The 22,463-nt window shown below is 64.3% G+C and carries 17 protein-coding genes; 9 read left to right on the top strand and 8 right to left on the bottom strand.

The genetic code is table 11. From position 1 onward, the window contains the following. Positions 1 to 4 precede the first annotated feature (4 nt). From ACSQ3S_RS05400 to ACSQ3S_RS05430, 7 genes are all read right to left on the bottom strand, one after another. A complete protein-coding gene (locus ACSQ3S_RS05400; protein ID WP_436141782.1) occupies positions 5 to 2,356 on the bottom strand; it encodes a TonB-dependent receptor domain-containing protein in 2,352 nt (783 codons plus the stop codon). 73 nt (positions 2,357 to 2,429) lie between these two features. Then, positions 2,430 to 3,386, bottom strand: coding sequence for a FecR family protein (locus ACSQ3S_RS05405; protein ID WP_353405539.1), 957 nt, complete (start codon positions 3,384 to 3,386; stop codon positions 2,430 to 2,432). After that, positions 3,383 to 3,964 carry an RNA polymerase sigma factor gene (locus ACSQ3S_RS05410; RefSeq protein ID WP_436141783.1) on the bottom strand — a complete coding sequence of 194 codons (582 nt, stop codon included), beginning with the start codon at positions 3,962 to 3,964 and terminating at the stop codon, positions 3,383 to 3,385. Before ACSQ3S_RS05410 ends, ACSQ3S_RS05405 begins: the two co-directional genes overlap by 4 nt. A gap of 104 nt (positions 3,965 to 4,068) precedes the next feature. Next, positions 4,069 to 4,587, bottom strand: coding sequence for an outer membrane beta-barrel protein (locus ACSQ3S_RS05415; RefSeq protein ID WP_436141784.1), 519 nt, complete (start codon positions 4,585 to 4,587; stop codon positions 4,069 to 4,071). 140 nt (positions 4,588 to 4,727) lie between these two features. Then, the gene (locus ACSQ3S_RS05420; protein ID WP_436141785.1) at positions 4,728 to 6,008 is read right to left on the bottom strand and encodes a GMC family oxidoreductase N-terminal domain-containing protein; all 1,281 of its coding nucleotides are present in this window, start codon (positions 6,006 to 6,008) and stop codon (positions 4,728 to 4,730) included. 16 nt (positions 6,009 to 6,024) lie between these two features. Then, a complete protein-coding gene (locus tag ACSQ3S_RS05425; protein ID WP_436141786.1) occupies positions 6,025 to 8,109 on the bottom strand; it encodes a sensor histidine kinase in 2,085 nt (694 codons plus the stop codon). Positions 8,110 to 8,111: 2 nt separating this feature from the next. Then, a complete protein-coding gene (locus tag ACSQ3S_RS05430; protein ID WP_436141787.1) occupies positions 8,112 to 8,804 on the bottom strand; it encodes a response regulator transcription factor in 693 nt (230 codons plus the stop codon). Between the two features lie 194 nt (positions 8,805 to 8,998). On the opposite strand from ACSQ3S_RS05430, the gene ACSQ3S_RS05435 reads away from it, so the two are divergent. The 5 genes from ACSQ3S_RS05435 (at position 8,999) to ACSQ3S_RS05455 (ending at position 15,288) form a co-directional block, all read left to right on the top strand. Next, positions 8,999 to 10,189 (top strand): SPFH domain-containing protein, encoded by a 1,191-nt coding sequence (locus ACSQ3S_RS05435; protein ID WP_436141788.1) that lies wholly within the window; start codon positions 8,999 to 9,001, stop codon positions 10,187 to 10,189. 2 nt (positions 10,190 to 10,191) lie between these two features. Continuing rightward, positions 10,192 to 11,616, top strand: a complete 1,425-nt coding sequence (locus ACSQ3S_RS05440; protein WP_436141789.1) for a hypothetical protein — start codon at positions 10,192 to 10,194, stop codon at positions 11,614 to 11,616. A gap of 134 nt (positions 11,617 to 11,750) precedes the next feature. Further along, complete coding sequence (gene pedF, locus ACSQ3S_RS05445; RefSeq protein WP_176656023.1) at positions 11,751 to 12,227, top strand: cytochrome c-550 PedF; 477 nt, start codon at positions 11,751 to 11,753, stop codon at positions 12,225 to 12,227. Between the two features lie 14 nt (positions 12,228 to 12,241). Further along, entirely contained in the window at positions 12,242 to 13,072 is an 831-nt protein-coding gene (locus tag ACSQ3S_RS05450; RefSeq protein ID WP_353405531.1) for a substrate-binding periplasmic protein, read from the top strand. After that, positions 13,069 to 15,288, top strand: coding sequence for a TonB-dependent receptor (locus tag ACSQ3S_RS05455; protein ID WP_436141790.1), 2,220 nt, complete (start codon positions 13,069 to 13,071; stop codon positions 15,286 to 15,288). Before ACSQ3S_RS05450 ends, ACSQ3S_RS05455 begins: the two co-directional genes overlap by 4 nt. A gap of 6 nt (positions 15,289 to 15,294) precedes the next feature. Here ACSQ3S_RS05455 and ACSQ3S_RS05460 read toward each other — a convergent pair whose 3' ends face one another. Then, entirely contained in the window at positions 15,295 to 17,409 is a 2,115-nt protein-coding gene (locus tag ACSQ3S_RS05460; RefSeq protein WP_436141791.1) for a TonB-dependent receptor family protein, read from the bottom strand. Positions 17,410 to 17,525: 116 nt separating this feature from the next. Here ACSQ3S_RS05460 and ACSQ3S_RS05465 point away from each other — a divergent pair, with 116 nt between their 5' ends. The 4 genes from ACSQ3S_RS05465 to ACSQ3S_RS05480 all read left to right on the top strand — a co-directional run bounded on the left by ACSQ3S_RS05465 (position 17,526) and on the right by ACSQ3S_RS05480 (position 22,349). Continuing rightward, positions 17,526 to 18,467: a beta-propeller fold lactonase family protein gene (locus ACSQ3S_RS05465; RefSeq protein ID WP_436141792.1), complete on the top strand. Its 942-nt coding sequence runs from the start codon at positions 17,526 to 17,528 to the stop codon at positions 18,465 to 18,467. Positions 18,468 to 18,665: 198 nt separating this feature from the next. Continuing rightward, entirely contained in the window at positions 18,666 to 20,186 is a 1,521-nt protein-coding gene (gene adh / locus ACSQ3S_RS05470; protein WP_176656026.1) for an aldehyde dehydrogenase, read from the top strand. 2 nt (positions 20,187 to 20,188) lie between these two features. Then, on the top strand, positions 20,189 to 20,560 hold the full coding sequence (locus tag ACSQ3S_RS05475) for a DUF779 domain-containing protein (protein ID WP_353405527.1): 372 nt from the start codon (positions 20,189 to 20,191) through the stop codon (positions 20,558 to 20,560). Between the two features lie 46 nt (positions 20,561 to 20,606). Then, on the top strand, positions 20,607 to 22,349 hold the full coding sequence (locus ACSQ3S_RS05480; protein ID WP_436141793.1) for a PQQ-dependent methanol/ethanol family dehydrogenase: 1,743 nt from the start codon (positions 20,607 to 20,609) through the stop codon (positions 22,347 to 22,349). Positions 22,350 to 22,463: the final 114 nt, after the last annotated feature.

Raw genomic sequence — 22,463 nt, forward strand, 5'->3', positions numbered from 1 at the left:
CATCTCAGAATTTCGCACCGAGCGTCAAGCCGAAGGTGCGCGGTTCGCCGTCGTATTCGGCGCGCACCACTTGCGTCGAGCGGGTCAGGATGTAGCGGGTGTCGTTGACGTTCTTGACCCACGCGGTCACCTTCCAGCTGCGGTCCGGCGATTCAAATCCCACGCTTATGTTGGCCAGGCCATAGCCGGGTATTTGCAGGTTGGGATCGTTGGCTGCGCCAGTGTTGTAGGTGTCGCGCCAGGCGTAGTTGGCAGCGCCGGTCAGATAGCCCATCGCATCGAGCGGCACATTGATGCTGGCGGCCGCCGAGAACTGCTTGCGCGGAGCCGAAGAGAGCGGATTGCCGGTGTTGTTGACGGTGCCGACGACAAAGCTGTCGTACACGCCATTGAGCCGGCTGTAGCCGCTCGACAGATCCAGCCAGCTCACCGGCTTGTAGGCCAGCTCCAGCTCGCCCCCTTTGACGCTGGCCTTTGCGGCATTGACGATGGTGAGGATGCCGGTCAGCGAGTTGTTGACCAATTCCTGCTTGTCCTTGTATTCCATCTTGTAGACGGACAGGTTCACGCGCAGGCGGTTGTTCAGCCATTGCGATTTCACACCGCCTTCATAGCTGGTGACTTTCTCGGGACTGAAAGGGGTTCTGAAGATGGGCGCCGTCGCCGCGTCGCCGTTAAAGCCGCCGGCGGTAAAGCCGCGCGTGGCGCTGGCATAGGTCATCAGGTTCGCTCGCGGCTGCCAGCTCAACACCACGCGCGGCGTCAATTCGCTCCAACTGGCGTCGACGTCGCCGGTGCTGAAAGTGGCGGTGGGGCGCAGGAAGTCAGTGCGGGTAAGACTGGCGGTCTTGGCGTCACGCGTGTATCGCAGGCCTGCGGTCAGGTCCACCGTCGCAGGCAAATGCACCACGCCGTCGGCGAAGGCCGCATAGCTGGTGGTATCGACTTTCTGGTCCGCCAATGTGGAGCCGGCCAATGTGCCGGTCTTGGCTGCCAGGCCGCGTGTGTTTAATTGACGGGTTCCGTCTTCATTCATGTAGTAGATGCCGGTGACGAAGTCGCCGAAGCTCCACTTCGGACTGGCGTAGCGGACCTCCTGCGAGAAGGTGGCGATGTCGTCGGCGTCGCGCACCACGCTCTGGCTGCCGCTGCCGAGGAAAATGAAATTGGCGCCGACACCGGAATAGTCTTCGCTGGAGCGCGATTTGCGATAGGCGCTGATGGCGGTGATGTCGCCGGCATCGAGCTTCCAGTTGATCTTGGCCGACGTGCCGGAGATCGTGCGGCCAAAGCCTTGTGGCACACCCAGCTCCGAAGTGCGCACATTGCCGTCACTGCCCTGTGCGTCCGAGGACAGCGTGCGGCCGCCGTTCCAGTCCTCGCTGTAGTCGGCGCTGAAGGAGGCCTCGATACGGCTGTCCGGTTTCAGCAGCAGTTGAGTGCGGTAGTTGCGGCTGTGGATGTCGTCCTGCTGCCGCCCCGTGAGACGATCGCTTCCATAGCCATCGCGATCGCGTAGCGCAGTGGAGAATTTGATGGCGGCGGTATCGCTCAGCGGCGTGCTGACCAGGCCATTGAACTGGCGCTCGCCTAGCTTGCCAAACGTGAGCTGCGTTTCGATCACGCGGTCGTCCAGCGGCGGCGGCCGGGTGGCGATGACGATGGCGCCGCCGGTGACGTTGCGGCCGAACAGCGTGCCTTGAGGGCCTTTCAGCACAGTGATGCTGTCCAGATCGAACAGCTCGAAACTGGCCGCGCTGTTGCGCGGAATGAAAACATCGTCCACGACCACCGCCACCGGCTTGCTGACGCCAATCTGCGAAAACGTGTTGTTGATGCCGCGGATGGCGATGGTTGGGCTGTTCTGGCTGAAGGCCGACACCAGCAGCCCTGGCGTCAGGCGCGCGACGTCCTGCAGGCTTTGCACGCGGTTCGCATCCAGCATCCGGGCCGACAGCGTGGTCATGGAGATGGGGACGCTCTGGGCGGTCTGGCTGCGCTTTTGCGCGGTGACAGTGACGGTGGCCAGGGCGTCGGCGGGCTGCTCGGAGGAGACTGCGGACGCGCCGCGAAAAATAACGACGGCGCTGGCGCCATCGTGCCGGACCTGCAGGCCGCTGTTGGCCAGCAGGATGGCAAGCGCTTCGTCCGGCGACAATGTGCCGGCCGCACCCTTGGTCGAGATGCCCTGGATATCGTTGACGCTGTACAGTACCTGTACGCCGGACTGCGCGCTCCATGCGTCGAGCGCCGTCTTCAGATCGCCGGCGGCGATATGAATGTCGCGCGTTTGCGCCTGCGCCGCCAGGCAGAACGCCAGCACGCTTACAGCGCTTGCCAGTTTATGACGAACCATTTTTGTTCCCCTTGGAAGTGATTGAATGCTGCTCACTTACTGAGACGAACGGCGCTCGTCAATCCGGCATGCCTCAGCGATGTATTTTGATGTTATCGCCGTCGGTATCGATCTTCAGTCCCATGCCTTGCTGTAGCAGTCGCGCGAAACCGTCGATGTTGTCGACGTTGAAGCTGCCGCCGATGCGGATCTGCGCCACGGAAGGATCGCTGACGATCAGCTGCCTGTGGTTATAACGGTTGAATTCCTGTGTTGCCTGGGCAAGCGTCATCTGGTCCAGGACCAGCCGGCCCTGGCGCCAGCCTAGCCGGCTGGCGATCTGCTGCTCCGTGTTGTGGCTGACGGCGACCGCATCGCCGGCGGCAACCAGGCTATCGTTGCGGGTGATGACGGCCGGTGCGGCGGCGCCTTCGGCCGGGCTGACCTGCACGCGGCCATCCGCCACGACGACCTGCACCTGACCGCCGACGTCGCGACGCACAGAGAATTTGGTACCCAGCACAGTGATGCGGCGCGTGCCCGCTTCCACCACGAAGGGGCGGCTGGCGTCGTGCGCCACTTCAAAATAGGCCTCGCCCTTGTCGAGCCAGACGGTGCGGCGCGCCGTCGCCAGTTGCGCGCGCAGCCGCGTATTGGTGTTAAGCGTGATGCGGGTGCCGTCCGCCAGCGCCAGGGATGTGCTTTGGCCCAGCGCGGTGTCGTAGCGGGCCGGCCGGTCCAGCAAGCCGGAAGCGGTCATGAGCCATGCGGCGCCGGCCAGCAGCGCCACGCCGGCCGCGAGGCGCCACGCGCGCGGGCGCACCGCGCGGAACAGCGGCGCAGGCACGGCGGCCTGGTCCGGTGCGCGCAGGCTGCCCAGGCGGTCGGCGCGGCGCCATACGCTCTCCAGCCGCAAGTAGGCGATGCGGTGCGCGGTGGCTTCATTGATCCACGCGTCCAGCGCCTGCTGCTGCTGCGCCGACCAGTGCTCGCCATCGCGACGCGCCAGCCAGTCCGCGGCCTGGGCCTCGATGTCGGCGGCGCCCATCATGTGGAGCCGCCTTGCGGTCCGTTCTTGCCAAGTATTTTTGTAGCCAGTTTCGACATATTGACAACTACTCCCTTCAGCAGCAGCGCATCGGCCAGCGCGCGCATGCCTTTTGCAATCTGCTTTTCCACGGTATCTTCAGCGATGCCCATGTGCTGCGCCACTTCGCGCTGCGACATGCCGTCTATCTTCCTGAGCCGGACCACTTCACCGCAGCGCAGCGGCAGCTGGTCCAGCGCCGCCTGCAGCAGCCGCAGTTCCTGATGGCCGCTGGCGTGGCGTTCGGGCGTCAGATCGTCGCTCGACAGGTCCAGCGTCTCCAGATCCGCATAGGCTTCGATGGAAACGATCTGCGCGCGCCGCGCCAGGTCGATCAGCAAATGACGCGCTGTGGCGAAGACGAAAGGCTGCACCAGGTCCGGCCGGCGCCGCGCGGCCGATTCGTAGAGCCGGACGTAGACTTCCTGCAGCAGGTCGGCGACATCGTCCCCCGCCTGGCGATGGCGGCGCAGGAAGCGCGTCAGTGCTGCCTCCAGCGGCAGCACTTCGCGCACAAACCAGTCGTCGAGATCAGCGGACATTGTCTGGGTAAATGATTGGCGATACTGGTTAAGACGAATGGGCGTGAAAAATCCGGTATCGCCGCCAGCGATAATTGTCGATGCGCCGCTGGAGGGCGGTGGTGTCAGAACTGGTAGCGGCCACCAAAGGTCAGCAATGATACCTCGCTCTTGGTCAGGTAGCTGCCTTCGAGATTGATTGACCAGTGGCGGTTGAATGCGTAGCGCACGCCGAAACCGACAATGGGATCGGTGTCCGTGCGGTCTTCCATGGTCGTGCGGGTCGGCTTCATCGTGGTGCGGCCCACACCGGCGCGGCCGGTGAAGCTGAAATGGTCGTCGAGCGGCATAGTGCCCATCAGCGCGATGCCATAGTGCGAGTCCGGGTAATACCCGGGTTCCGCCAGGAAGCCGCGGAAGGGATTGACGCTCAGGCTGCGGGTATAGACTTCGAATCCCAGGTTGGGCGTGAACTGGTAGCCGGTCGCGGCGCCCAGCGAGATGTCGTTGTTGCTGTCGGCGTATTTCGACGAGACCGACGCACGGCCGCCGTTCACGTCCACGTACACGCCCGGCTCAAAGCCGGGAGCGGCGAACGACGGGGCTGCGGCCAGCAAGGCCAGGGTGGTGAGAATATGTCGCATAGTGTTCCTGATAAAAAGGGATCGAAGAGCACGGCACTTGATTAATTGTCAATGCCACGCCGCTTGCATACTAGCGCACAATTATTTTTAAGGCAATTTTTCTGATTCCTCAACTGGTGTGGCCGTGGGCTATTTCTCGTTCAGAGATATTGTCCCAGCCGTCTGCCCAGGCACAGCAACGTCAATGTTGGCGGCAGTCCCCACGGTTGCGGGATCACCGATGCGTCGCAGACGTAGAGGTTCGCGGTGCTGGTCCGCAGCGTATGATCCACGCCTTCGCCGATCCGCACGCTGCCGCCTGGGTGGGCGGCGAAGTGCCAGCTCTTGAATATCTTCTTCGCACCGGCCGCGCGCAAGATGCCGCGCGCCATATCCACGCCGGTCGCCAGTTTGCGCCTGTCGGCTGCCGTCAGCGTTTTATCGACCCAGTGCGGGCCGACGCCGCCGCCGATGTCGTCGCGAATCTTGACCATGACGGTCAGCGTTTTCGCATGCGCCATCAAGCGATCCACACGTCCGACCTGGGTGGCAAAGGCCTGGTACATCGGCTTCGGCAGCGTCATATCGGCCAGCGCGATGCCTTCCTCCTGCAGATATAGGCCGGCCGCCATTGGCACCTCGGCGCCGCCGTCGATGTCGTCCACTTGCCCCATCACGGCGATCACGGGATCGCTGAAGAAGGGGCTGATTGCGGCGTGCAAACCGGAGCGGTGCAGCAGGCGTGGACTGCCGATGCCGCCGGCGGCCAGTACGATGTTTTTTCCCAGTGCCTGATGTAATGCGCCATCGCGGCGATAACGCACGCCGACCGCACGGCGGTTCTCCACAATGACGCTGTCTACTGTGGCTTGATCGATCAGCGTCGCGCCGAGCTGTATTGCCTCGTCGAGAAAATCGCGCGCCGTCCACTTGGCGCCGAACGGGCAGCCATAGACGCACCGCCAGCACCCGGTGCGGCAGGACTGCGGCCGTATCAATTTATCGAGTTTGCGCCAGCCCAGCTGCTGCGCCAGCGCACCCTGCTGGATGCGTTGCGCCATGGGGCCGATCAGGGTGTCCGGCAAGGGGCCCATCGGCAGCTCCGCGCGTAACGATGCCAGCGCCGGAGCCAGATCGATGCCGTGGGCCGCGAACGTCTCAAGAGGTGGCGGTGCCGCCGTGGCGAAGTTAATGGTTGAGGTGCCACCCGCCGCGATGCCGCTGACCAGCAGCGAGGCGTCGCGATGTAGAAACGCGCCTTTTCCCGGCACCGCTGCAATGCCGGCCATCTGCGACAACGTTCCCCGGAGCGGGGCGGCACTGCCTTGTTCAAGTATCAGTACACGCAGGCCGCGACGCGCCAGTTCAAGCGCGACACTCGCTCCGCCCGGCCCGCTGCCGACGACGACGGTGTCAAATTGTTCGGTCGAGGATGATGGCATGGCGTTGAGGCTATCGTTAGGCGCCGCGTTGCAGGCTGAGGATGAAGCTGACACCGTCGGCCAGGTTCTGTGCGACGATGGTACCACCCATCTTGGCCATATAGGTCCGCGCGACAAACAAGCCCTGGCCGCGATTGCCGTCGGCGCCCGATTCCGCCTGATCCGACACGCCGTATTCGAAGATCTTGCCGATCATGTCCTGCGCGATTTGCGGACCCAGGTTGCGGATCGTGATCGTCGCGCCGGTGGCGCTGCCCTCCAGCGTGATCGTGATCGCGCTGCCTGCCAGGCGATAGCGCTCGGCGTTCCGCAATACATGGGTCACCACATCCTCCAGTGAATATTCATCCGCGCGCGCGGTCAACGGCTCGGCCTCGCCCAGGAAGACCACGTTGTCTATCCCCACGCACGAAGCATTGGCGGCGACGTTTTGCAGGAAGGCAGTCAGGTCGATCTCGGTCACCTGCAGTTCCGATGACTGGAACGCTTCGCTGGGCGAAGCGCGCCCGTACAGCACGCGGATCGCCTGCTGCATGCGGTTGATGTAGCGGTGGCTCTGATCGTCCGGGCTGCCGTGCAGGACCATCAACGACTGCAGCGGCGACATGATCTCGTGGCCGACCGCGTGCCACATGTCGCGCTCCTGCTCCGCGCGGATGTTCTCGCGTTCGACGTCTTCGCGAACGCGGCGCAGCAGATCGTGCAGGCCGGTGGCCAGCACGCCCAGCTCATCCTCGCCGCGCAGGTCGGCCAGATCGGTTTCGGAAAAACCGCGCGCCGCCTTCACCCGCTCGCCCACATCGTCCGCCCGTTTGATCAGCACCTTGATGCGGCGGATGATGCCGATCTCGATCACCAGCCAAGCCAGCATCAGCGCCGCCAGCATCGCGCCGACAAACCACACCAGCCGGCTGGCCACCACGCTCAGGCTCTTGCTGACGCTGCGGACGTCGCCCTTGAGCAGCACTTCATAGCTGCCGGCCGGCGTGGCGATCACCTCCTTTGCCTCAAGCGGGACATCGTAGGCGTCCACCGGCAGGTGGCGGATCAGCGTCGTTACGAAATGCCAGGACTGGTCCTCGGGATCGACGGCGCCGACCAGCAGCGGCAGCGTTGTCCCGGGCGCGCCATCGTCGGTGAGGCGGCGAATCTGCAGGCTCTCACCCGGCAGCAGCATCGGCTTCAGGTCCGCCAGCGAAAAAGCCGGCGTGCCAGGTCCGGAGCCGCTGTCCAGCAGCGGCGCGCCGTCTCCAGGAGGCAGCACTGCGATGCTCACGTCGATGCGGCCCAGATCTTCCGGCGGCCAGACGGGGCGGCGTTTTTCGAACAGCGCGTCCTGCAGCACGCCTACGGGAAGGCGCAGTGAGAAGAAGGCGCTGCGTGTACAGGCTGCGTCGTCATCGGCGGCGGCTTGGTCGGTGCAGCGCGGGTTCTGCCAGATCCAGCCGCGGAAGTCCTTGACCGCCGGTGCCTTGGCCCGCGCCACGTCGGCCGCAGCAAAGCCGGTCAGGCGTCCGCGCATGCCGCCGAACCGATGTGCCGGCGTTTGTGGTTCGGCGCTTTCCTCGAACGGAGCGATCCATTCGTAGCTCTGGCCGCGCAGGGCGACCTTGACTCTGACGCGGTGCGCCTGGTCCACCACCTGGTCGCCGCGCACATGCGGCACCAGCCTGGCGCCGTCGAAAGTGCCGGCAACATAGATAAAGCCGCCGGCCCAGGGATTGTTGCCGATGCCGACGCAGAGCGAGCTGTTGTTGCCGTACTGCGCAAGGCAGCCGGACATCGCCACCGCCTGCTGCACTTTTTGCAGATCGTCGAAGTCGAGCGCGGCGAAGGGCAGTAGCAGTGGATGGAGGGTGCCGCCTTTGCCCACAGGCTGGGGATTGAGCAGCGCCAGCTGGCCGGTCGGGTGGCGCAGCGTCGCAGCCACCTGCACGCGGGTCTTCTGGAAGCTGCTTTGATAGTTCTTGTAACTGAGCTGCTTCTCCTGCTGTACAACGGACAGCGCCAGGCCCACTGTGGCCGCCATCAGGAACACGAATGCGGCGCGCAGCAGCAGCCGCAGGCGATACGGGACGAGGCTGAGCCGGCGCCAGTTCATGGTCAGCGGCTTTCCGCGTCGGCCCAGCGGAAGCCGCGCATGGGGATGTTCTCGATGCAGGCGAAGTCAGGATCGATCTCGCGGAAGGCGTCGCGGATGGTACTGACGTGCTTGCGGATGTTGTCGCGATTACGCCCGCTTTTCACCACATCGAACAGTTCGTCGTAAGACACCACCTGGCCGCGCCGCGCGAACAGCGCCGCCAGAATGCGTTGCGCGGTCAGCGGCAGGTTGATGCGGTGGCCGCGCCAGGTGGGCGTGCGCTGGCGCAGCGGGTCCATGCTCAGTTCATCGGCGCTGGCTGCCGGAGCCTCCGCCTGTTTGCTGCTGCGCAGGATCTCGAGGAAGGTTTCGACGAAATCGGCCTCCTCGAAGGTGGCTTTCTGCAGGTAGTCCCAGGCATCCAGCGCCTTCATGATGCTGCGGTAAATAGTGGCCGGCATCGCCGACACCACCAGCACCGGGGTGGTATGGCGCTTGTTGATGGCGTTGATGATGGCCACGCCCGCATGGCGTTCGCGACCGAGTTCGATATCGAGTACCACCAGGTCGTAGCGCTCGCGGGCGATGGCCGCTTCCGCGTCGTCGCGGCTGAACCATTGGTCGACGACGATGCCCGGACGTGCAGACTCGATCCAGGCCCTTAGTTGATTACTGGTAGGCAGATCGTCCTCGATGACGGCGACTTTGGCCATGCTGTGCTCCGCTTGCTGTGTATGGAGTGAGTATCCATGGTTTTATCGGAAAAGTCACAAATCCGCTGTGAGGATTTCTTCACAGCGGCGGAGGATACCTGGACGGCGGCGGCGTTGATACTTCCGCATCATCCGGCGCACCATGCGTCTCAGGGATAGGCCCTGAACTCAACGACGATGAAAAGGTGAATACGATGGCAGAGCGGATCAAACGGTTGGTGCAGGCGGTACGGAATACCTTGAGTGGCGCCGGCGGAATCGCCGGCGCCGCGGCCAACGGATTCCGCCGTAGCGGCGCGCTGTTGCTGGCCGTGTGCGCGGCCGGCGGCGTCGCCTACGGGCTGGCGACACATCCGCCGCTGGCCAGGCTGGAACCCGGCAATGTGGGCATCCGTATCAACCAGCTGACGGGTTCCACCACCACCGTGCGCGATGGCGCGGTCTTCATGTTCCCCGGCGTGCATGCGCTGCGCCAGGTGTCGCTGCTGGACCAGGTCTACCGCCCGAACCGCAGCGACAAGGCGCCGTTCCAGTCGGTCGAGGGTTTGGCGCTGGGTGTGGACTTGTCGGTGCGTTATGCGCTTGATCCCGGCCGCGTGGCCGGCATGGCGCAGTCGCTGCCGCCCGATATCAACGGCGCCATCGTCGAACCTGCGGTGCAGGGTGTGATCTACAAGGTGTTCACCCGCTACACGGTGCGCGAGATTTTTTCGTCCAAACGGGCGGAGATCCAGCAGGCGATCGAGGCGGAGCTCAAACCCAAGCTGGCGGCCGACGGCATCACGCTGCGCGGCATCACCATCGGCAAGATCACGCTGCCGGAGGAGTACCAGGCGGGAATGGAGAAACTGCTGGCGGAAGAACTGGAAACCGAGAAGATGCGCTATACGCTGGAGCTGAAGGAGAAGCAGGTGAAACAGACGGCGCTGGAGGCGGACGCCGACAAGATCCGCCGCGAGAAGGCGGCCGAAGCGGCGGGCAATGAGCAGATCATCGCGGCGAGGGCGCAGGAGCAGGCGATGGCGCATGTTCTGCCGTTCAAGCAGAAGCAGATCGAGCAGCGCAAGCTGGAGGCGGAGGCCGAGAAGACCGCGCGCATCAAGACATCCGAGGGCAATGCCGAGGCACGCGTGATCGAGGCGACCGGCGAGGCCAACTCGCGCCGCAAGCTGGCCGATGCGGAGGCGTATCGCCAGGAGACCATCGGCAAGGTGGCGGCCGAGCAGATGGCGCGCGAAGGTGAGCTGATTACCCGCAATCCGTTGCTGATCCAGAAAACCATGGCTGACAAATTGTCGGACAAGGTATCGGTCATCATCGCTCCGTCGCCAACGGATGGCAGCTTTATCGGTTCGGCGTTGCTGGGCAAGAAGGAGGTTCAATAATCATGACGATCATTGCAGCTGCCGTTGTACTGGCTATCGTTACGCAGGATCAGGCCGCGCTGCGCGCCTCGCCCAAGGACACGGCGCAACAGCAGGCCGTCCTGTGGCAGGGGGACAGCCTGGAGATTCGCGGCGAGAAGCAGGACTTCCTGCAGGTCTACGACCATCGCCGCGAACGGGCTGGTTACATCCGTGCCTCGCAAGTGCGCAAGGTGTCGCTGGCGCCGGCCGATGCGCCGGAACTGCTGTCGGTGGTGCGCTTTCTGCGCGACACGCCGGGCGCGGAATCCCTGGGTATCGGTTACGCGGCGGCGTACTTGAAGGCCGCGCCGGCGGCGGCCATCACTGCCGAACCGTTCGATGCGCTGGGCAGTATGGCCGACCGGCTGGCGCGGCGCGCCTCGTCCAAACAGGGCAAGCAAGGCGACGTCACGATCGCCGCACACCTGGAAGTTGTGGCCAACGACGGCATCGGCATCCGCAGCTTCGAGCGCGAAGGACGCATGCAGCTGTGCTACGACGGCGAGGCATTCCGCCGCGTGCTGGCGATGCAATCGGAACCGCGGCAACGCGCAACGGCGGCGCTGGGATTGACTCGCCAGGAATGCGTCGATCCGGCGTTGGGACCCGGTGCGCGGGCGGCGCTCGACGACTGGCGTGCCGACGTGCTGGATCGCGTGGACTTGAAGGAGTTGCCGGCGCACGTGAAAAACCGCCTGCATATGAGACGCGCCGCTGTGTGGTCGTCAGTGGCGTTTGCGCGGGCGCGCAAGGGCGAACCGTCGGCGCAGCCAGCGCAGCGTGCGCTGGACGAACTGGGGCTGGTTGAACCAGCCGAGCTGACGGAAGACGATGCCGGCGCCTATGCCGACGCCGGCGCGCGGGTCGGCAGCATACGCTGGGCGGCGGAAACCGCCCCGGCGCTGGTGTCTGCCTCGGCTCCGACCGGCCTGCGCGTGATCACCTCTGCTGGCCAGCCAGGAGAAACCTGCGTCGCTCTGGTGGACGGCAAGCACGATCAGCAGCATCCGCTGGCGCGCCGCTGCAGCTATGGCGTTGTGTGGGCGGCATCGGCACGCGCCAATGCGCAGGGTACGGCGCTGGCGTTGGCGGTACAGCCGATGGATGGCTGGCGTGAGATGTGGCTGTTCCACCAGACCAGCGCGGGCTGGCTGGTCGATGTGCTGCCGCCCGCCGCCGCCGACCCCGATCTGGGTTACGCCGAATTCGCCGGTTGGGTGCCAGGTACGCAGAACATGCTGGCGGCGCGCGAAGCCCGTGTTGACGGCAAGTTCAAACGCAGCTTCGAGCTGGTGGAGGTCAACACGCTGGCCACGCTCAAGTCTGCGGATAAACCATCATCACTGAGTCTGTTCTATCGCTGGCAGGACCCGGCCTGGAAACGCCAGACCGTCAGCATGCGTTGAACATCCGGCTGTGACACCTGTGCCAAATTGGAGCAATTATGTAATGGATCAAGGCGGCGGACGCGTGGCATGGCATTTGCTCAATGAGTGTGTACCTCGGTAAAACGCATTCATTAAAACAGCAAGGAGACATCATGCAACATCCATTCCGCATTCTCGCCATCGTGACCGTCATCGCCGCGGCGGCCACGACTTCCCTGTATGCCACCGCTCACGGCAACGTGGTGCCGCAAGCGGTGGACACCACCGGCCTGACGCCGCTCGGCGACAAGTGGCTGGAACAGAATCCCTATCGCGGCAACAAGCTGGCGTTGAAGATCGGTTCGTCGGCCTACAACCAGAACTGCGCGCGCTGCCATGGCCTGGAAGCGGTCACCGGCGGCATCGCACCCGATCTGCGCCAGCTGGACCGCGATTGCACCGACGTCAAGAACGAGAACAAGAAGAAGGCCTGCTACAAGGAGACCGACAACTACTATCTGACCTCGATCCGGCACGGCAAAGTGCGTAATGGCGCCGTCTACATGCCACCGTTTGAGGGCGTGTTCAACCAGGAGGCCATGTGGGCCATCAAGACCTACCTGGAAGCCCGCCGCGACGACGCCAAATAAGCGAGGAGCAGATCATGCCGAGTATTCGACTGCGCGCCGCCGCGCTGATTCCGCTCGTCGTCGCGCTGATGGGCGCCGCCGCTCCCGCACATGCGGACTGGGACAAGATAAGGCAATCGGGATCGCTCAAGGTGGCGGTCTACGACCAGTTCGCGCCGTTTTCAGATCGCAGCGCCGGCATCGATGTGGATGTGGCGCAGGCGCTGGCCGCCAAACTGGGGCTCAAACTGAGCCTGCTGCCTTTTCCCGCCGGCGAAAACCTCGGTGATGATCTGCGCAACATGGTATGGAAAGGCCACTATCTGGGTTACGGCCCGGCCGACGTGATGTTGCATGTGCCGGTCGAGCCGCAACTGATGAACGAGAACGCCAAGGTCACCATCTTCGCGCCCTACCACGTCGAGACCGTGCGGCTGGTGCGCAGCGCGAGCAGCATGCCGACCTTCGACGGCATCGACGCGCTGGCCGGCAAGACGATAGGCGTTGAAAAGGTCTCCATCGCGGCGATGGTGCTGCTGGGCGAGGGGAACGGGCGCTTTCGCGACAAGGTGCGTATCTTCGACACAGCGGCCGAAGCGCTGGAGCAGCTGAAGGCCGGACAGCTCGACGCCGTGCTGGCCAACCGCTCGGAAATCGATGCGGTGTTTCGCGACGATGCGGCCTTCCCCTTGAATGAAGTCGCTTTCCAGCGTCTGCCTCGCGCCGGTTGGGCAGTCGGCATGGCGGTACGCAAGGATGACCAGGACGTGGCGAAACTCCTGCAGGCCGCCGTCAACGAAATGAAGGCAAGCGGCGAGTTGAAAGCCATATTTGCCAAATATGGCGTGCATGAGCAGACACCATGACGCGCCGCTGCGCTGTCGCGAGCGGGATACTGCTTGCGTGGGGCGGGGCGATGGCGGCCGAGGGGGCGTCGCCGGCCTACCCGGCAAGCTCCATGCTGTCGGTGGATATCGTCGGTGTCGCGCCGTTGCCTGGGCTGGGTGTGGACCGGAACCAATTGCCCTATCAGGTGCAGACGGCGAATGCACACCAGGTGGGCGCATCCGCCGGCCAGAATATCGGCGAATTCATGGCGCGCAGTCTGACCGGCGTGAACGTCAACGAGATCTCCGGCAGCCCGTTCCAGAACGACATCACCTATCGCGGCTTCCGCGCGTCGCCGGTGCTGGGCGCATCGCAAGGCATCTCGGTTTATCTTGACGGCGTACGCGTCAACGAACCGTTCGGCGATGTCGTCAACTGGGACATGCTGCCGGAGGCGGCGGTCGGCAGCGTGATGCTGGCGCCGGGGTCGAACCCGCTGTATGGACTCAATACATTGGGCGGTGCGCTGGTACTGACCAGTAAATCCGGCAGGAGCCATCCTGGCCTGGATGCCGGCATATCGGCCACCAGCAATGGCCAGCGCCGCGCGGACCTGGCCTACGGATACGACAGCGGCGAACGCTGGAACGTTTTCATCGCCGGCACGGCCTTCAATGACAAGGGCTGGCGCGACCAATCCGATGGCCGGCTGGGGAATATCTACGGTAAGTTGGCGGGCGTCGCGGGCGACAACGACTGGAGCATAGCCCTGCTGGCAGCCCGCAGCCGGCTGATAGGAAACGGCCTGCTGCCTGATGGCCTGTATCAGGAGAACCGCCGCGCCGTCTATACCTCGCCCGACGAGACACGCAACCGCCTGCACCAGATTGTTCTCGGCATGACGCACCGCTTTGACGAAGACACCGAGCTGGCAATGTCCCTGTACGCGCGCAACAGCCGCCGCAGTACCGTCAACGGCGACATCAGCGACAACTACGTTGAAGGCGAAAGCCGGTATCCCGCTTCCTACAATATCACCGAGACCCGGCAGAACAGCCAGGGCTTCAGCACCCACTTCAGCAGGAACGCGGGCGCCCACCAGTTGGTGATGGGCCTGAGCTTCGACCGCAGCAGCGTGGATTTTGCGCAGTATGATCAGGAAGCCGGCTTTGCCGCCGACCGTTCGGTCATCATGGATGCCGGCCAGGAGCGCCAGGCTGGATCATCTGTCGACGGCCGTTCACGCGCGGCCGGCCTGTACGCGGCCGATACCTGGATCGTGGCGAGCAGCACCTGGTTGACCGCGTCGGCGCGCTACAACCATGCCAGCGTCAGCAACCAGTTGCGCCGTGACGAGGCGCCGCAGCCGCGCGAGACCTTCAGCTACCGCAAGCTCAATCCCGCCATCGGTGTTGCGCGTGGCATGGGTGCCGGTTGGACGCTGTTCGCCAATCTGTCGCAGAGCAACCGGGTACCGACGGTGATCGAACTCGGTTGCGCCGATCCTGCGCAGCCATGTCGCCTGCCTGTCGGCCTGCAATCGGATCCCTATTTGAAACAGGTGGTGTCGCGCACCGCGGAAGCCGGCGGTCGCTGGCAGGGCGCGCGCGGCGACACGGCGGCGGTGTCGGTTTACCGCACCGTGAATCATGACGATATCCTGTTCCGCAGCGCTGCGTTGGCGCAGCAGGGCTATTTTTCCAACTTCGAGCGTACGCGCCATCAGGGCGCCGACGTGAGCGCCAGCCGTCGTTTCGGTCCATGGTACGCGCGTCTGAGCTACAGCTATCTGGATGCGGCCTACGATGCGGAAGGCGACCTGTTTACCGGCGTTCGCAATGTCCACGTCACGCCCGGCACCCGTTTGGCGGGACTGCCTCGCCATACCTTCAAGCTGGGTGTGGAGTGGAGTCCGGCGCCGGCGTTGACGCTGGGCGCGGACATCATGGCGGTGTCGGACATGAGCACCCAGGGCAATGAGGACGGCAAGGCCGCGCCGCAAGGGACAGACTGGCGCATACGCGGACATGCGTTACTTGGCGTGCACGCCAGCTACCAGCCCGCGCCGAAATGGGAATGGTACGCGCGCGTGACCAACCTGGCCAACCGGCGCTACGAAAGCTTTGGCGCGGTCGCGACCGACATGTTCCCAAGCGGCGCGCTGCTGCAGCCTGGCGGCGAGGCGGATCAAGCTCGCTTTGTCGCACCCGGCGCGCCACGTTCGGTGGCGGCCGGACTGCGTTATCGCTTCTAGAACCGTTTAGAATTGATACTGGGCGCTCGCGCCCAGCAGCCAATTGCGCCCAGGCGCTGCTTCGTAATAGCGCTTGTTGGTGTCGCCGACGATCAGCGAACCGACGTACTGCTTGTCCAGCAGATTGTTCCAACGCACGAATTGCTTGAAGCGCCAGCCCTGCCATTGCTGGCCGGCGTTGACGCGCGCATTGAGCACGCCATAGCCAGGCGCCGGTTTGTCGGCGTTGGCGTCTTCCGCATAGATCCTGCTGCTGGCGACCGCCTCCAGCGCCGCGCCGAAACGATCCGCGCCGTCTTTCCAAGCCAGTTCGCCGTAGGCGTTCGCATTCGGCACGCCCGGCAGGCGGCTGCCTTCCAGCACCGTGCCGAAGCCCCGGTCGTAGACGGCGCGCAGGCTCGTCAGCGCCATGCGCGTGCTCAGGCCATAGTGCCAGGAGCTGTCGAGCGACAACTCCATCCCCTGACGCAGCGTGCGGCCGGCGTTGCGGTAGCTGGTGCGGCCGCCGCTGCTGCTGTCGACCACCAGTTCGTCGCGGGTACGGACCTGGAACACCGCAGCGTTGACGCGTGTCTGCTCGCCCAGGCGAGCCTTGATGCCGGCTTCCAGGTGGGTGCTTTGCGCCGGTTGCAGACGGAAGTTGAAGCCGCCGCCGGTGCCTGAGTAGAACAACTCATTGAGCGTCGGCGTCTCGAAGCCGCGTGCGGCGCTGGCGTACACGTTCAGCCCTGGCGTCAGCTTGTACAGCAATCCCAGTACCGGTGTGGTGTGGCTGTAATCGAGGCTGCCGCTGTCGTTGCCATTGCCGAGGAAGTGGTCGTCAACGGAAATCTTCACGCTGCTGTGGCGCAGGCCCGCACTCAGCATCCACGCGCCGGCTTCCCACTCGGCTTGTACGTAAGGATCGAGGTTGGTCACTTTATCGTTCTCGTCGCGCCGCAGCGCGCCCTTGACACCGAACTGTGTGCCGATGAAGTTTTCATAGCCTTTGCGCGCGTCGCTGGAGCGGCCGTACTCAACACCGACGGTGGTACTGAGCTTGCCGCCCGCCAGTTGGCCGACGTGCAGCCAGTTCAGGTCCGTGCCGTAGAAATCGCGGTCAAAATCGACTACGCCGCCGGAGTGTGTGGCGGGCGCCTGGAAGGCCTTGGAGAACGCCTGGTACTGGATCACGCCGCGATTGCCGCCGTAAGCGGTGACGCGCATACGGTCTTCGCCGAATCGCTGCTCCCAGCTGGCGCCGATCTGCTGATGGTCGATGCTCTTGCGGGTGTTGTAGCGGTCTGCCAGCGTGCGTTTCGGCGTTTGCGTGTCGGTGGTGTCGATCTCGCCGGCGCGCGGATCACGCTGGTAGGTGGCCCAAGTGACGCCCAGCGCGTCCTGGGTGTCATCCTGGCGCAGCGCATTGGCGACGATGGCCAAGGTGGCGCCTTCCACCGGCGCCAGCGTCAGTTTGGCGTAGGCTTGGTCGCGGGTGGCGGCGCTGTGTGCGCGGTAGCCGTCGGTCTCGAAGCGCGAGGCGTCCAGCACATAGCCGACGCCGGCCTGCTTGCCTTGGGCGTTCAGGTCGGCCTTGCGGCTGCCATAGCTGCCTGCCGTGAGCGTGGTTTCAACCGATGGCGCGCCTTCGCCCTCGCGTGTGAACAGCTGGATCACACCGCCGGAGTGGTTGCCGTAGATGGCGGAAAACGGCCCGCGCAATACCTCGATGCGTTCGGCCATGTCGAGATTGAAGGTGGCGGCCTGGCCTTGGCCATCCGGCATGCTGGCCGGGATGCCGTCGGCGATCAGCCGCACGCCGCGCACCCCGAACGCCGAGCGGGCACCGAAGCCGCGTGAGGATATCTGTAGGTCCTGGGCATAGTTCTGGCGGTTTTGTGCCACCAGGCCGGGCACCGCCGCCAACGCCTCGCTGGCGTTGACGCGCGCCTGGCCGTCGCGGATCCGCGCGGCGTCGATCACGTCGATCGCGGCGGGCATGTCGAACACGGTGTGGCCTACGCGGGTGGCGCTGACCACCACCACGTCAGGCGGAACGCCGGCTTCCTCGGCGGCCACGGCGCCGCTGCCAAGGGCGAACAGCGCCGCCACCGCATTCAAGGGGAAAAGGGATTGCTTCATGTTGTCTCCGTTTTGGTCAGTGTTATATCGGACCAGTAAGCAATATACCTGCCATCCGGTTTTTATGCGTGGCATGGCGATTGCAATGGTATGGGTATTTTCTGAAAGGCGACTCCATGAACAGCTCCCGCATCCTTCTATCTTTGCTCCTCCTGCTGGCCGGCCCGGCATGGGCCGCGCCTCTAGCCTACGTGCCGAATGAAAAATCAGGAACCGTCAGCGTGATCGATACGTCCACCGATAAAGTGCTGCGCCAGATTGCCGCCGGCAGGCGGCCGCGCGGTATCGCCGCCGATCCGGCGGGCACGCGCTTGTTCGTGACCGATGCCGTCAGCAACGCGCTGCTGGTGATCGACACCGCCAGCGGCGCCGTCGTGCGCAGCATTGCACTGGGCAAGTCGCCGGAGGGCGTGGGCGCGTCGGCGGACGGCCGCTATGTCGCCGTGGCGGTCGAGGAAAGCAATAGCGTCACGCTGATCGACGCCCGCAGCGGCGAGGTGCTGGCCGATATTCCTGTGCGGGGCAAGAATCCCGAGCACGCCGTGTTCAGCCCGGACGGACGCTGGCTGCTGGTCAGCGCCGAGGAGGCGGAGCAGGTCGACGTGATCGATGTCGCTGCACGGCGCCAGAGCGGCTCCGCCGCCGTCGGCATGCGCCCGCGCGGCATGGGTTTCAGTCCGGACGGCGCCCGCGCCTATGTGGCTTGCGAGCTGGCCAACGCCGTGTATGTGGTCGATATGGCGACCTTGACGGCGGTGGCGCGCATCCCCGCCGGCAGGAACGCCAACGGCATAGCGGTGCATCCGAACGGCCGCCTGGTCTACGTCTCGAACGGTATCGACGGCAGCGTGATGGCGATCGACACCGCCACCAATGCCGTAGTGGCCACCGTCGCCGTCGGCAAGCGGCCCTGGAACATGGCGTTGACGCCGGACGGCGCCAGGTTGTACGTGGCCAACGGCCGCTCGAACAGTGTTTCCGTCATCGATACGGCCGGCGCCGTCAAGCAGCCGGACATTGCCGTCGGCGAGCTGCCTTGGGGTGTGGTGATCCGCTGATCCCGCTGCTCCATCGGCACACAACTGTTCCAAAGATGAACAGTTGTCACGCGGCCGCGACAGGCCGTAGCACCCTCGCCGCACGGTATTCCCCTGTATGAGCGGTGCTGGCACGGTGCTTGCGAAAAGGAGAGGGCGCAGTACCCACCGCCGCTACGCTTTACAGCGGCCTCATAACCACAGCAGAAAGAGGACGACATGAATCTCGCAGACATCAGCAAACTGGGCGTTGCCAATCCATTCAAACAACGCTATGACAACTACATCGGCGGCAAGTTCGTCGCGCCGGTCAAGGGCGAATACTTCGGCAACGTCACGCCGATCACCGGCCAGGTATTCTGCGAAGTGGCGCGTTCCACCGCCGAGGATGTCGAGCTGGCGCTGGATGCCGCCCACGCCGCCAAGGACGCCTGGGGCAAGACCTCGCAGACCGAGCGCGCCAACATCCTCAACAAGATCGCCGACCGCATGGAAGCCAACCTGGCGCTGATCGCCACCGCCGAAACCATCGACAACGGCAAGCCTATCCGCGAAACCACCGCTGCCGACATTCCGCTGGCGATCGACCATTTCCGCTACTTCGCCGGCTGCATCCGGGCCCAGGAAGGCTCGGTGGCACAGATCGACGCCGAAACCTATGCCTACCATTTCCACGAGCCGCTCGGCGTGGTCGGCCAGATCATTCCGTGGAACTTCCCCATCCTGATGGCGGTGTGGAAGCTGGCGCCCGCGCTGGCTGCCGGTAACTGCGTGGTGCTCAAGCCCGCCGAGCAGACGCCCGCCTCGATCATGGTACTGCTGGAAGTGATCGGCGACCTGCTGCCGCCGGGCGTGCTGAATGTGGTGAATGGCTACGGCCTGGAGGCCGGCAAGCCGCTGGCGTCCAACAAGCGCATCGCCAAGATCGCCTTCACCGGCGAGACCGGAACCGGGCGCCTGATCATGCAGTACGCCGCACAGAACCTGATTCCCGTCACGCTGGAACTGGGCGGAAAATCGCCGAACATCTTCTTCGAGGATGTGATGGACGCCGACGACGCCTTCTTCGACAAATGCCTCGAAGGCTTCGCCATGTTCGCGCTGAACCAGGGCGAGGTGTGCACCTGCCCCTCGCGCGTGCTGATCCAGGAATCGATCTACGAAAAATTCATCGAGCGTGCGCTGGCCCGCGTGGCGGCGATCAAGCAGGGCAATCCGCTGGACGCCAGCACCATGCTGGGCGCGCAGGCCTCGCAGGAGCAGCTGGAAAAGATCCTGTCGTACATCGACATCGGCAAGCAGGAAGGCGCACAGCTGCTGGCGGGCGGCGGGCGCAACGTCCAGGGTGGCGACATGAAGGACGGCTACTACGTGCGTCCGACGGTGTTCAAGGGCGATAACTCGATGCGCATCTTCCAGGAGGAGATCTTCGGACCGGTGGTGTCGGTGACCACCTTCAAGGACGAAGCGGATGCGCTGCGCATCGCCAACGACACCTTGTACGGCCTGGGCGCCGGCCTGTGGACGCGCGACGGCTCGCGTGCCTTCCGTGTCGGTCGCGCCATCCAGGCCGGCCGCGTCTGGACCAATTGCTACCACCTGTATCCGGCCCACGCCGCGTTCGGCGGCTACAAGCAGTCGGGCATCGGGCGCGAGAACCACAAGATGATGCTGGACCACTACCAGCAGACCAAGAACCTGCTGGTCAGCTACAGCCCGAACGCGCTGGGCTTCTTCTGATCATGAACCACGTCATCGCCCGCGTCACGGCAACTCCGGCGGCGCTCGACATGATCGCCGCCCTGCGCCGCCGGCATGGGCCGTTGATGTTCTTCCAGTCCGGCGGCTGCTGCGACGGCAGCGCGCCGATGTGCTACCCGGCGGGGGAGTTCGACGTCAGCGACACCGACGTCTACCTCGGCAATCTGGACGGGACGCCGTTCTACATGGGGCGCGAGCAGTTCGAGTACTGGGAGCACACCCAGCTGATCATCGACGTCGTCGTGGGGAACGGCGGCATGTTCTCGCTCGATAACGGCACGGGCAGGCGCTTCCTGACCCGCTCGCGCCTGTTCAGCGACGAGGAGCTGGCGCTGTTACATCCGCCGGCATAGCAACACACCGAAGCAAAAACCAAAACCATAATAATTGGAGAAGATTGTGCATAAAAAAGTCATCGCATCGCTGGCGGGGATTTCGATCCTGTCGCTGGCACAGGCGGCCGACGTCACCACGGCCATGCTCAAGAACGCAGCCAGCAGCACCGACAGCGTGCTGTCCTTCGGCATAGGCTCGGAAGGCCAGCGCTATTCGCCGCTGACCCAGGTGAACACCAAGACCGTCGGCAAGCTGGTGCCGGCGTGGTCGTTCTCATTCGGCGGCGAGAAGCAGCGCGGCCAGGAGTCGCAACCGCTGATCTACAAGGGCAAGATGTTCGTCACCGCGTCGTATTCGCGCATCTTTGCGGTCGATCTGAAAACCGGCGCCAAGCTGTGGAAGTATGAACATCGTCTGCCGGACGGCATCATGCCTTGCTGCGACGTGGTCAACCGCGGCGCGGCGCTGTACGGCAACCTGGTCATCTTCGGCACGCTCGATGCGCAGCTGGTGGCGCTGGACCAGGATACCGGCAAGATCGTCTGGAAGGAAAAGGTCGACGACTACGCGGCCGGCTATTCGATGACGGCGGCGCCGCTGATCGCCGACGGCGTGCTGCTGACCGGCGTGTCCGGTGGCGAGTTCGGCATCGTCGGCCGGGTGGAAGCGCGCAATCCGCTGACCGGCGAATTGCTGTGGACCCGGCCGACCGTCGAAGGCCACATGGGCTACCGCTACGACAAGGACGGCAAGGCCACCGAGAACGGCATCTCCGGTACGCTCAACAAGAGCTGGCCGGGCGATCTGTGGAAGACCGGCGGCGCGTCGACCTGGATGGGCGGCACCTACGACGCCAAGACCGGCCTGGCTTACTTCGGCACCGGCAATCCGGCGCCATGGAACAGCCACCTGCGGCCGGGCGACAATCTCTATTCTTCTTCGACCGTCGCGCTGGACGTGAAGACCGGCCAGATCAAATGGGCCTATCAGAACACGCCCAACGATTCGTGGGACTTCGACGGCGCCAACGAATTCGTCACCTTCGACATGGACGGCAAGCGCTATGGCGGCAAGGCCGACCGCAACGGCTTCTTCTACGTGATCGACGCGAACAGCGGCAAGCTGCAGAACGCCTTCCCGTTCGTGAAGAAGATCACCTGGGCATCGGGCATCGATCTCAAGACCGGGCGTCCGAACTTCGTTGCCGCCAACCGCCCGAGCGATCCGACCAAGGGCGAAGAGGGCAAGAAGGGCAGCACCGTGTTCGCGGCACCGGCCTTCCTCGGCGCGAAGAATCAGATGCCGATGGCGTACAGCCAGCAGACTGGTTTGTTCTATGTGCCGGCCAACGAGTGGGGCATGGATATCTGGAATGAGCCGATCAGCTACAAAAAGGGCGGTGCTTATCTGGGCGCGGGCTTCACCATCCGGCCGCTGTTTGACGACTATATCGGCGCGTTGCGCGCCGTCGATCCGAAGTCCGGCAAGATCGTCTGGGAGGTCAAGAACAATGCGCCGCTGTGGGGTGGCGTGATGACCACCGCCGGTGGCCTGGTGTTCTACGGTACGCCGGAAGGCTATCTGAAAGCGCTGGACGCCAAGTCGGGCAAGGAGCTGTGGAAGTTCCAGACCGGCTCCGGCGTGGTGGCTCCGCCGGTCACCTGGCAGGATGGCGATACGCAGTACGTCGCAGTCGTTTCCGGCTGGGGCGGCGCGGTGCCTCTGTGGGGGGGCGAAGTGGCGAAGAAGGTCAACTTCCTGGAGCAGGGCGGCTCGGTGTGGGTGTTCAAGCTGTCTTCCAAATAGAACTGTCTCCTGTAACCTTTGGGCGGCTTCGGCCGCCTTTTTTTTCGATCAAATTCTGAACAGTGCAACGCTGCGATTGATCCGATTCAGCACAAGGCCTTTTCCCGCAAGGCG

Origin of the sequence: Duganella sp. LjRoot269, assembly GCF_964254095.1 — a bacterium.
In the GTDB taxonomy this organism is placed as follows: Bacteria; Pseudomonadota; Gammaproteobacteria; order Burkholderiales; family Burkholderiaceae_D; genus Rugamonas; species Rugamonas hordei.

Excerpts from the sequence above, each read along its gene's own strand:
- ACSQ3S_RS05400 (WP_436141782.1), bottom strand. The coding sequence starts at position 2,356 with ATGGTTCGTCATAAACTGGCAAGCGCTGTAAGCGTGCTGGCGTTCTGC.
- ACSQ3S_RS05405 (WP_353405539.1), bottom strand. The coding sequence starts at position 3,386 with ATGATGGGCGCCGCCGACATCGAGGCCCAGGCCGCGGACTGGCTGGCG.
- ACSQ3S_RS05410 (WP_436141783.1), bottom strand. The coding sequence starts at position 3,964 with ATGTCCGCTGATCTCGACGACTGGTTTGTGCGCGAAGTGCTGCCGCTG.
- ACSQ3S_RS05415 (WP_436141784.1), bottom strand. The coding sequence starts at position 4,587 with ATGCGACATATTCTCACCACCCTGGCCTTGCTGGCCGCAGCCCCGTCG.
- ACSQ3S_RS05420 (WP_436141785.1), bottom strand. The coding sequence starts at position 6,008 with ATGCCATCATCCTCGACCGAACAATTTGACACCGTCGTCGTCGGCAGC.
- ACSQ3S_RS05425 (WP_436141786.1), bottom strand. The coding sequence starts at position 8,109 with ATGAACTGGCGCCGGCTCAGCCTCGTCCCGTATCGCCTGCGGCTGCTG.
- ACSQ3S_RS05430 (WP_436141787.1), bottom strand. The coding sequence starts at position 8,804 with ATGGCCAAAGTCGCCGTCATCGAGGACGATCTGCCTACCAGTAATCAA.
- ACSQ3S_RS05435 (WP_436141788.1), top strand. The coding sequence starts at position 8,999 with ATGGCAGAGCGGATCAAACGGTTGGTGCAGGCGGTACGGAATACCTTG.
- ACSQ3S_RS05440 (WP_436141789.1), top strand. The coding sequence starts at position 10,192 with ATGACGATCATTGCAGCTGCCGTTGTACTGGCTATCGTTACGCAGGAT.
- pedF (WP_176656023.1), top strand. The coding sequence starts at position 11,751 with ATGCAACATCCATTCCGCATTCTCGCCATCGTGACCGTCATCGCCGCG.
- ACSQ3S_RS05450 (WP_353405531.1), top strand. The coding sequence starts at position 12,242 with ATGCCGAGTATTCGACTGCGCGCCGCCGCGCTGATTCCGCTCGTCGTC.
- ACSQ3S_RS05455 (WP_436141790.1), top strand. The coding sequence starts at position 13,069 with ATGACGCGCCGCTGCGCTGTCGCGAGCGGGATACTGCTTGCGTGGGGC.
- ACSQ3S_RS05460 (WP_436141791.1), bottom strand. The coding sequence starts at position 17,409 with ATGAAGCAATCCCTTTTCCCCTTGAATGCGGTGGCGGCGCTGTTCGCC.
- ACSQ3S_RS05465 (WP_436141792.1), top strand. The coding sequence starts at position 17,526 with ATGAACAGCTCCCGCATCCTTCTATCTTTGCTCCTCCTGCTGGCCGGC.
- adh (WP_176656026.1), top strand. The coding sequence starts at position 18,666 with ATGAATCTCGCAGACATCAGCAAACTGGGCGTTGCCAATCCATTCAAA.
- ACSQ3S_RS05475 (WP_353405527.1), top strand. The coding sequence starts at position 20,189 with ATGAACCACGTCATCGCCCGCGTCACGGCAACTCCGGCGGCGCTCGAC.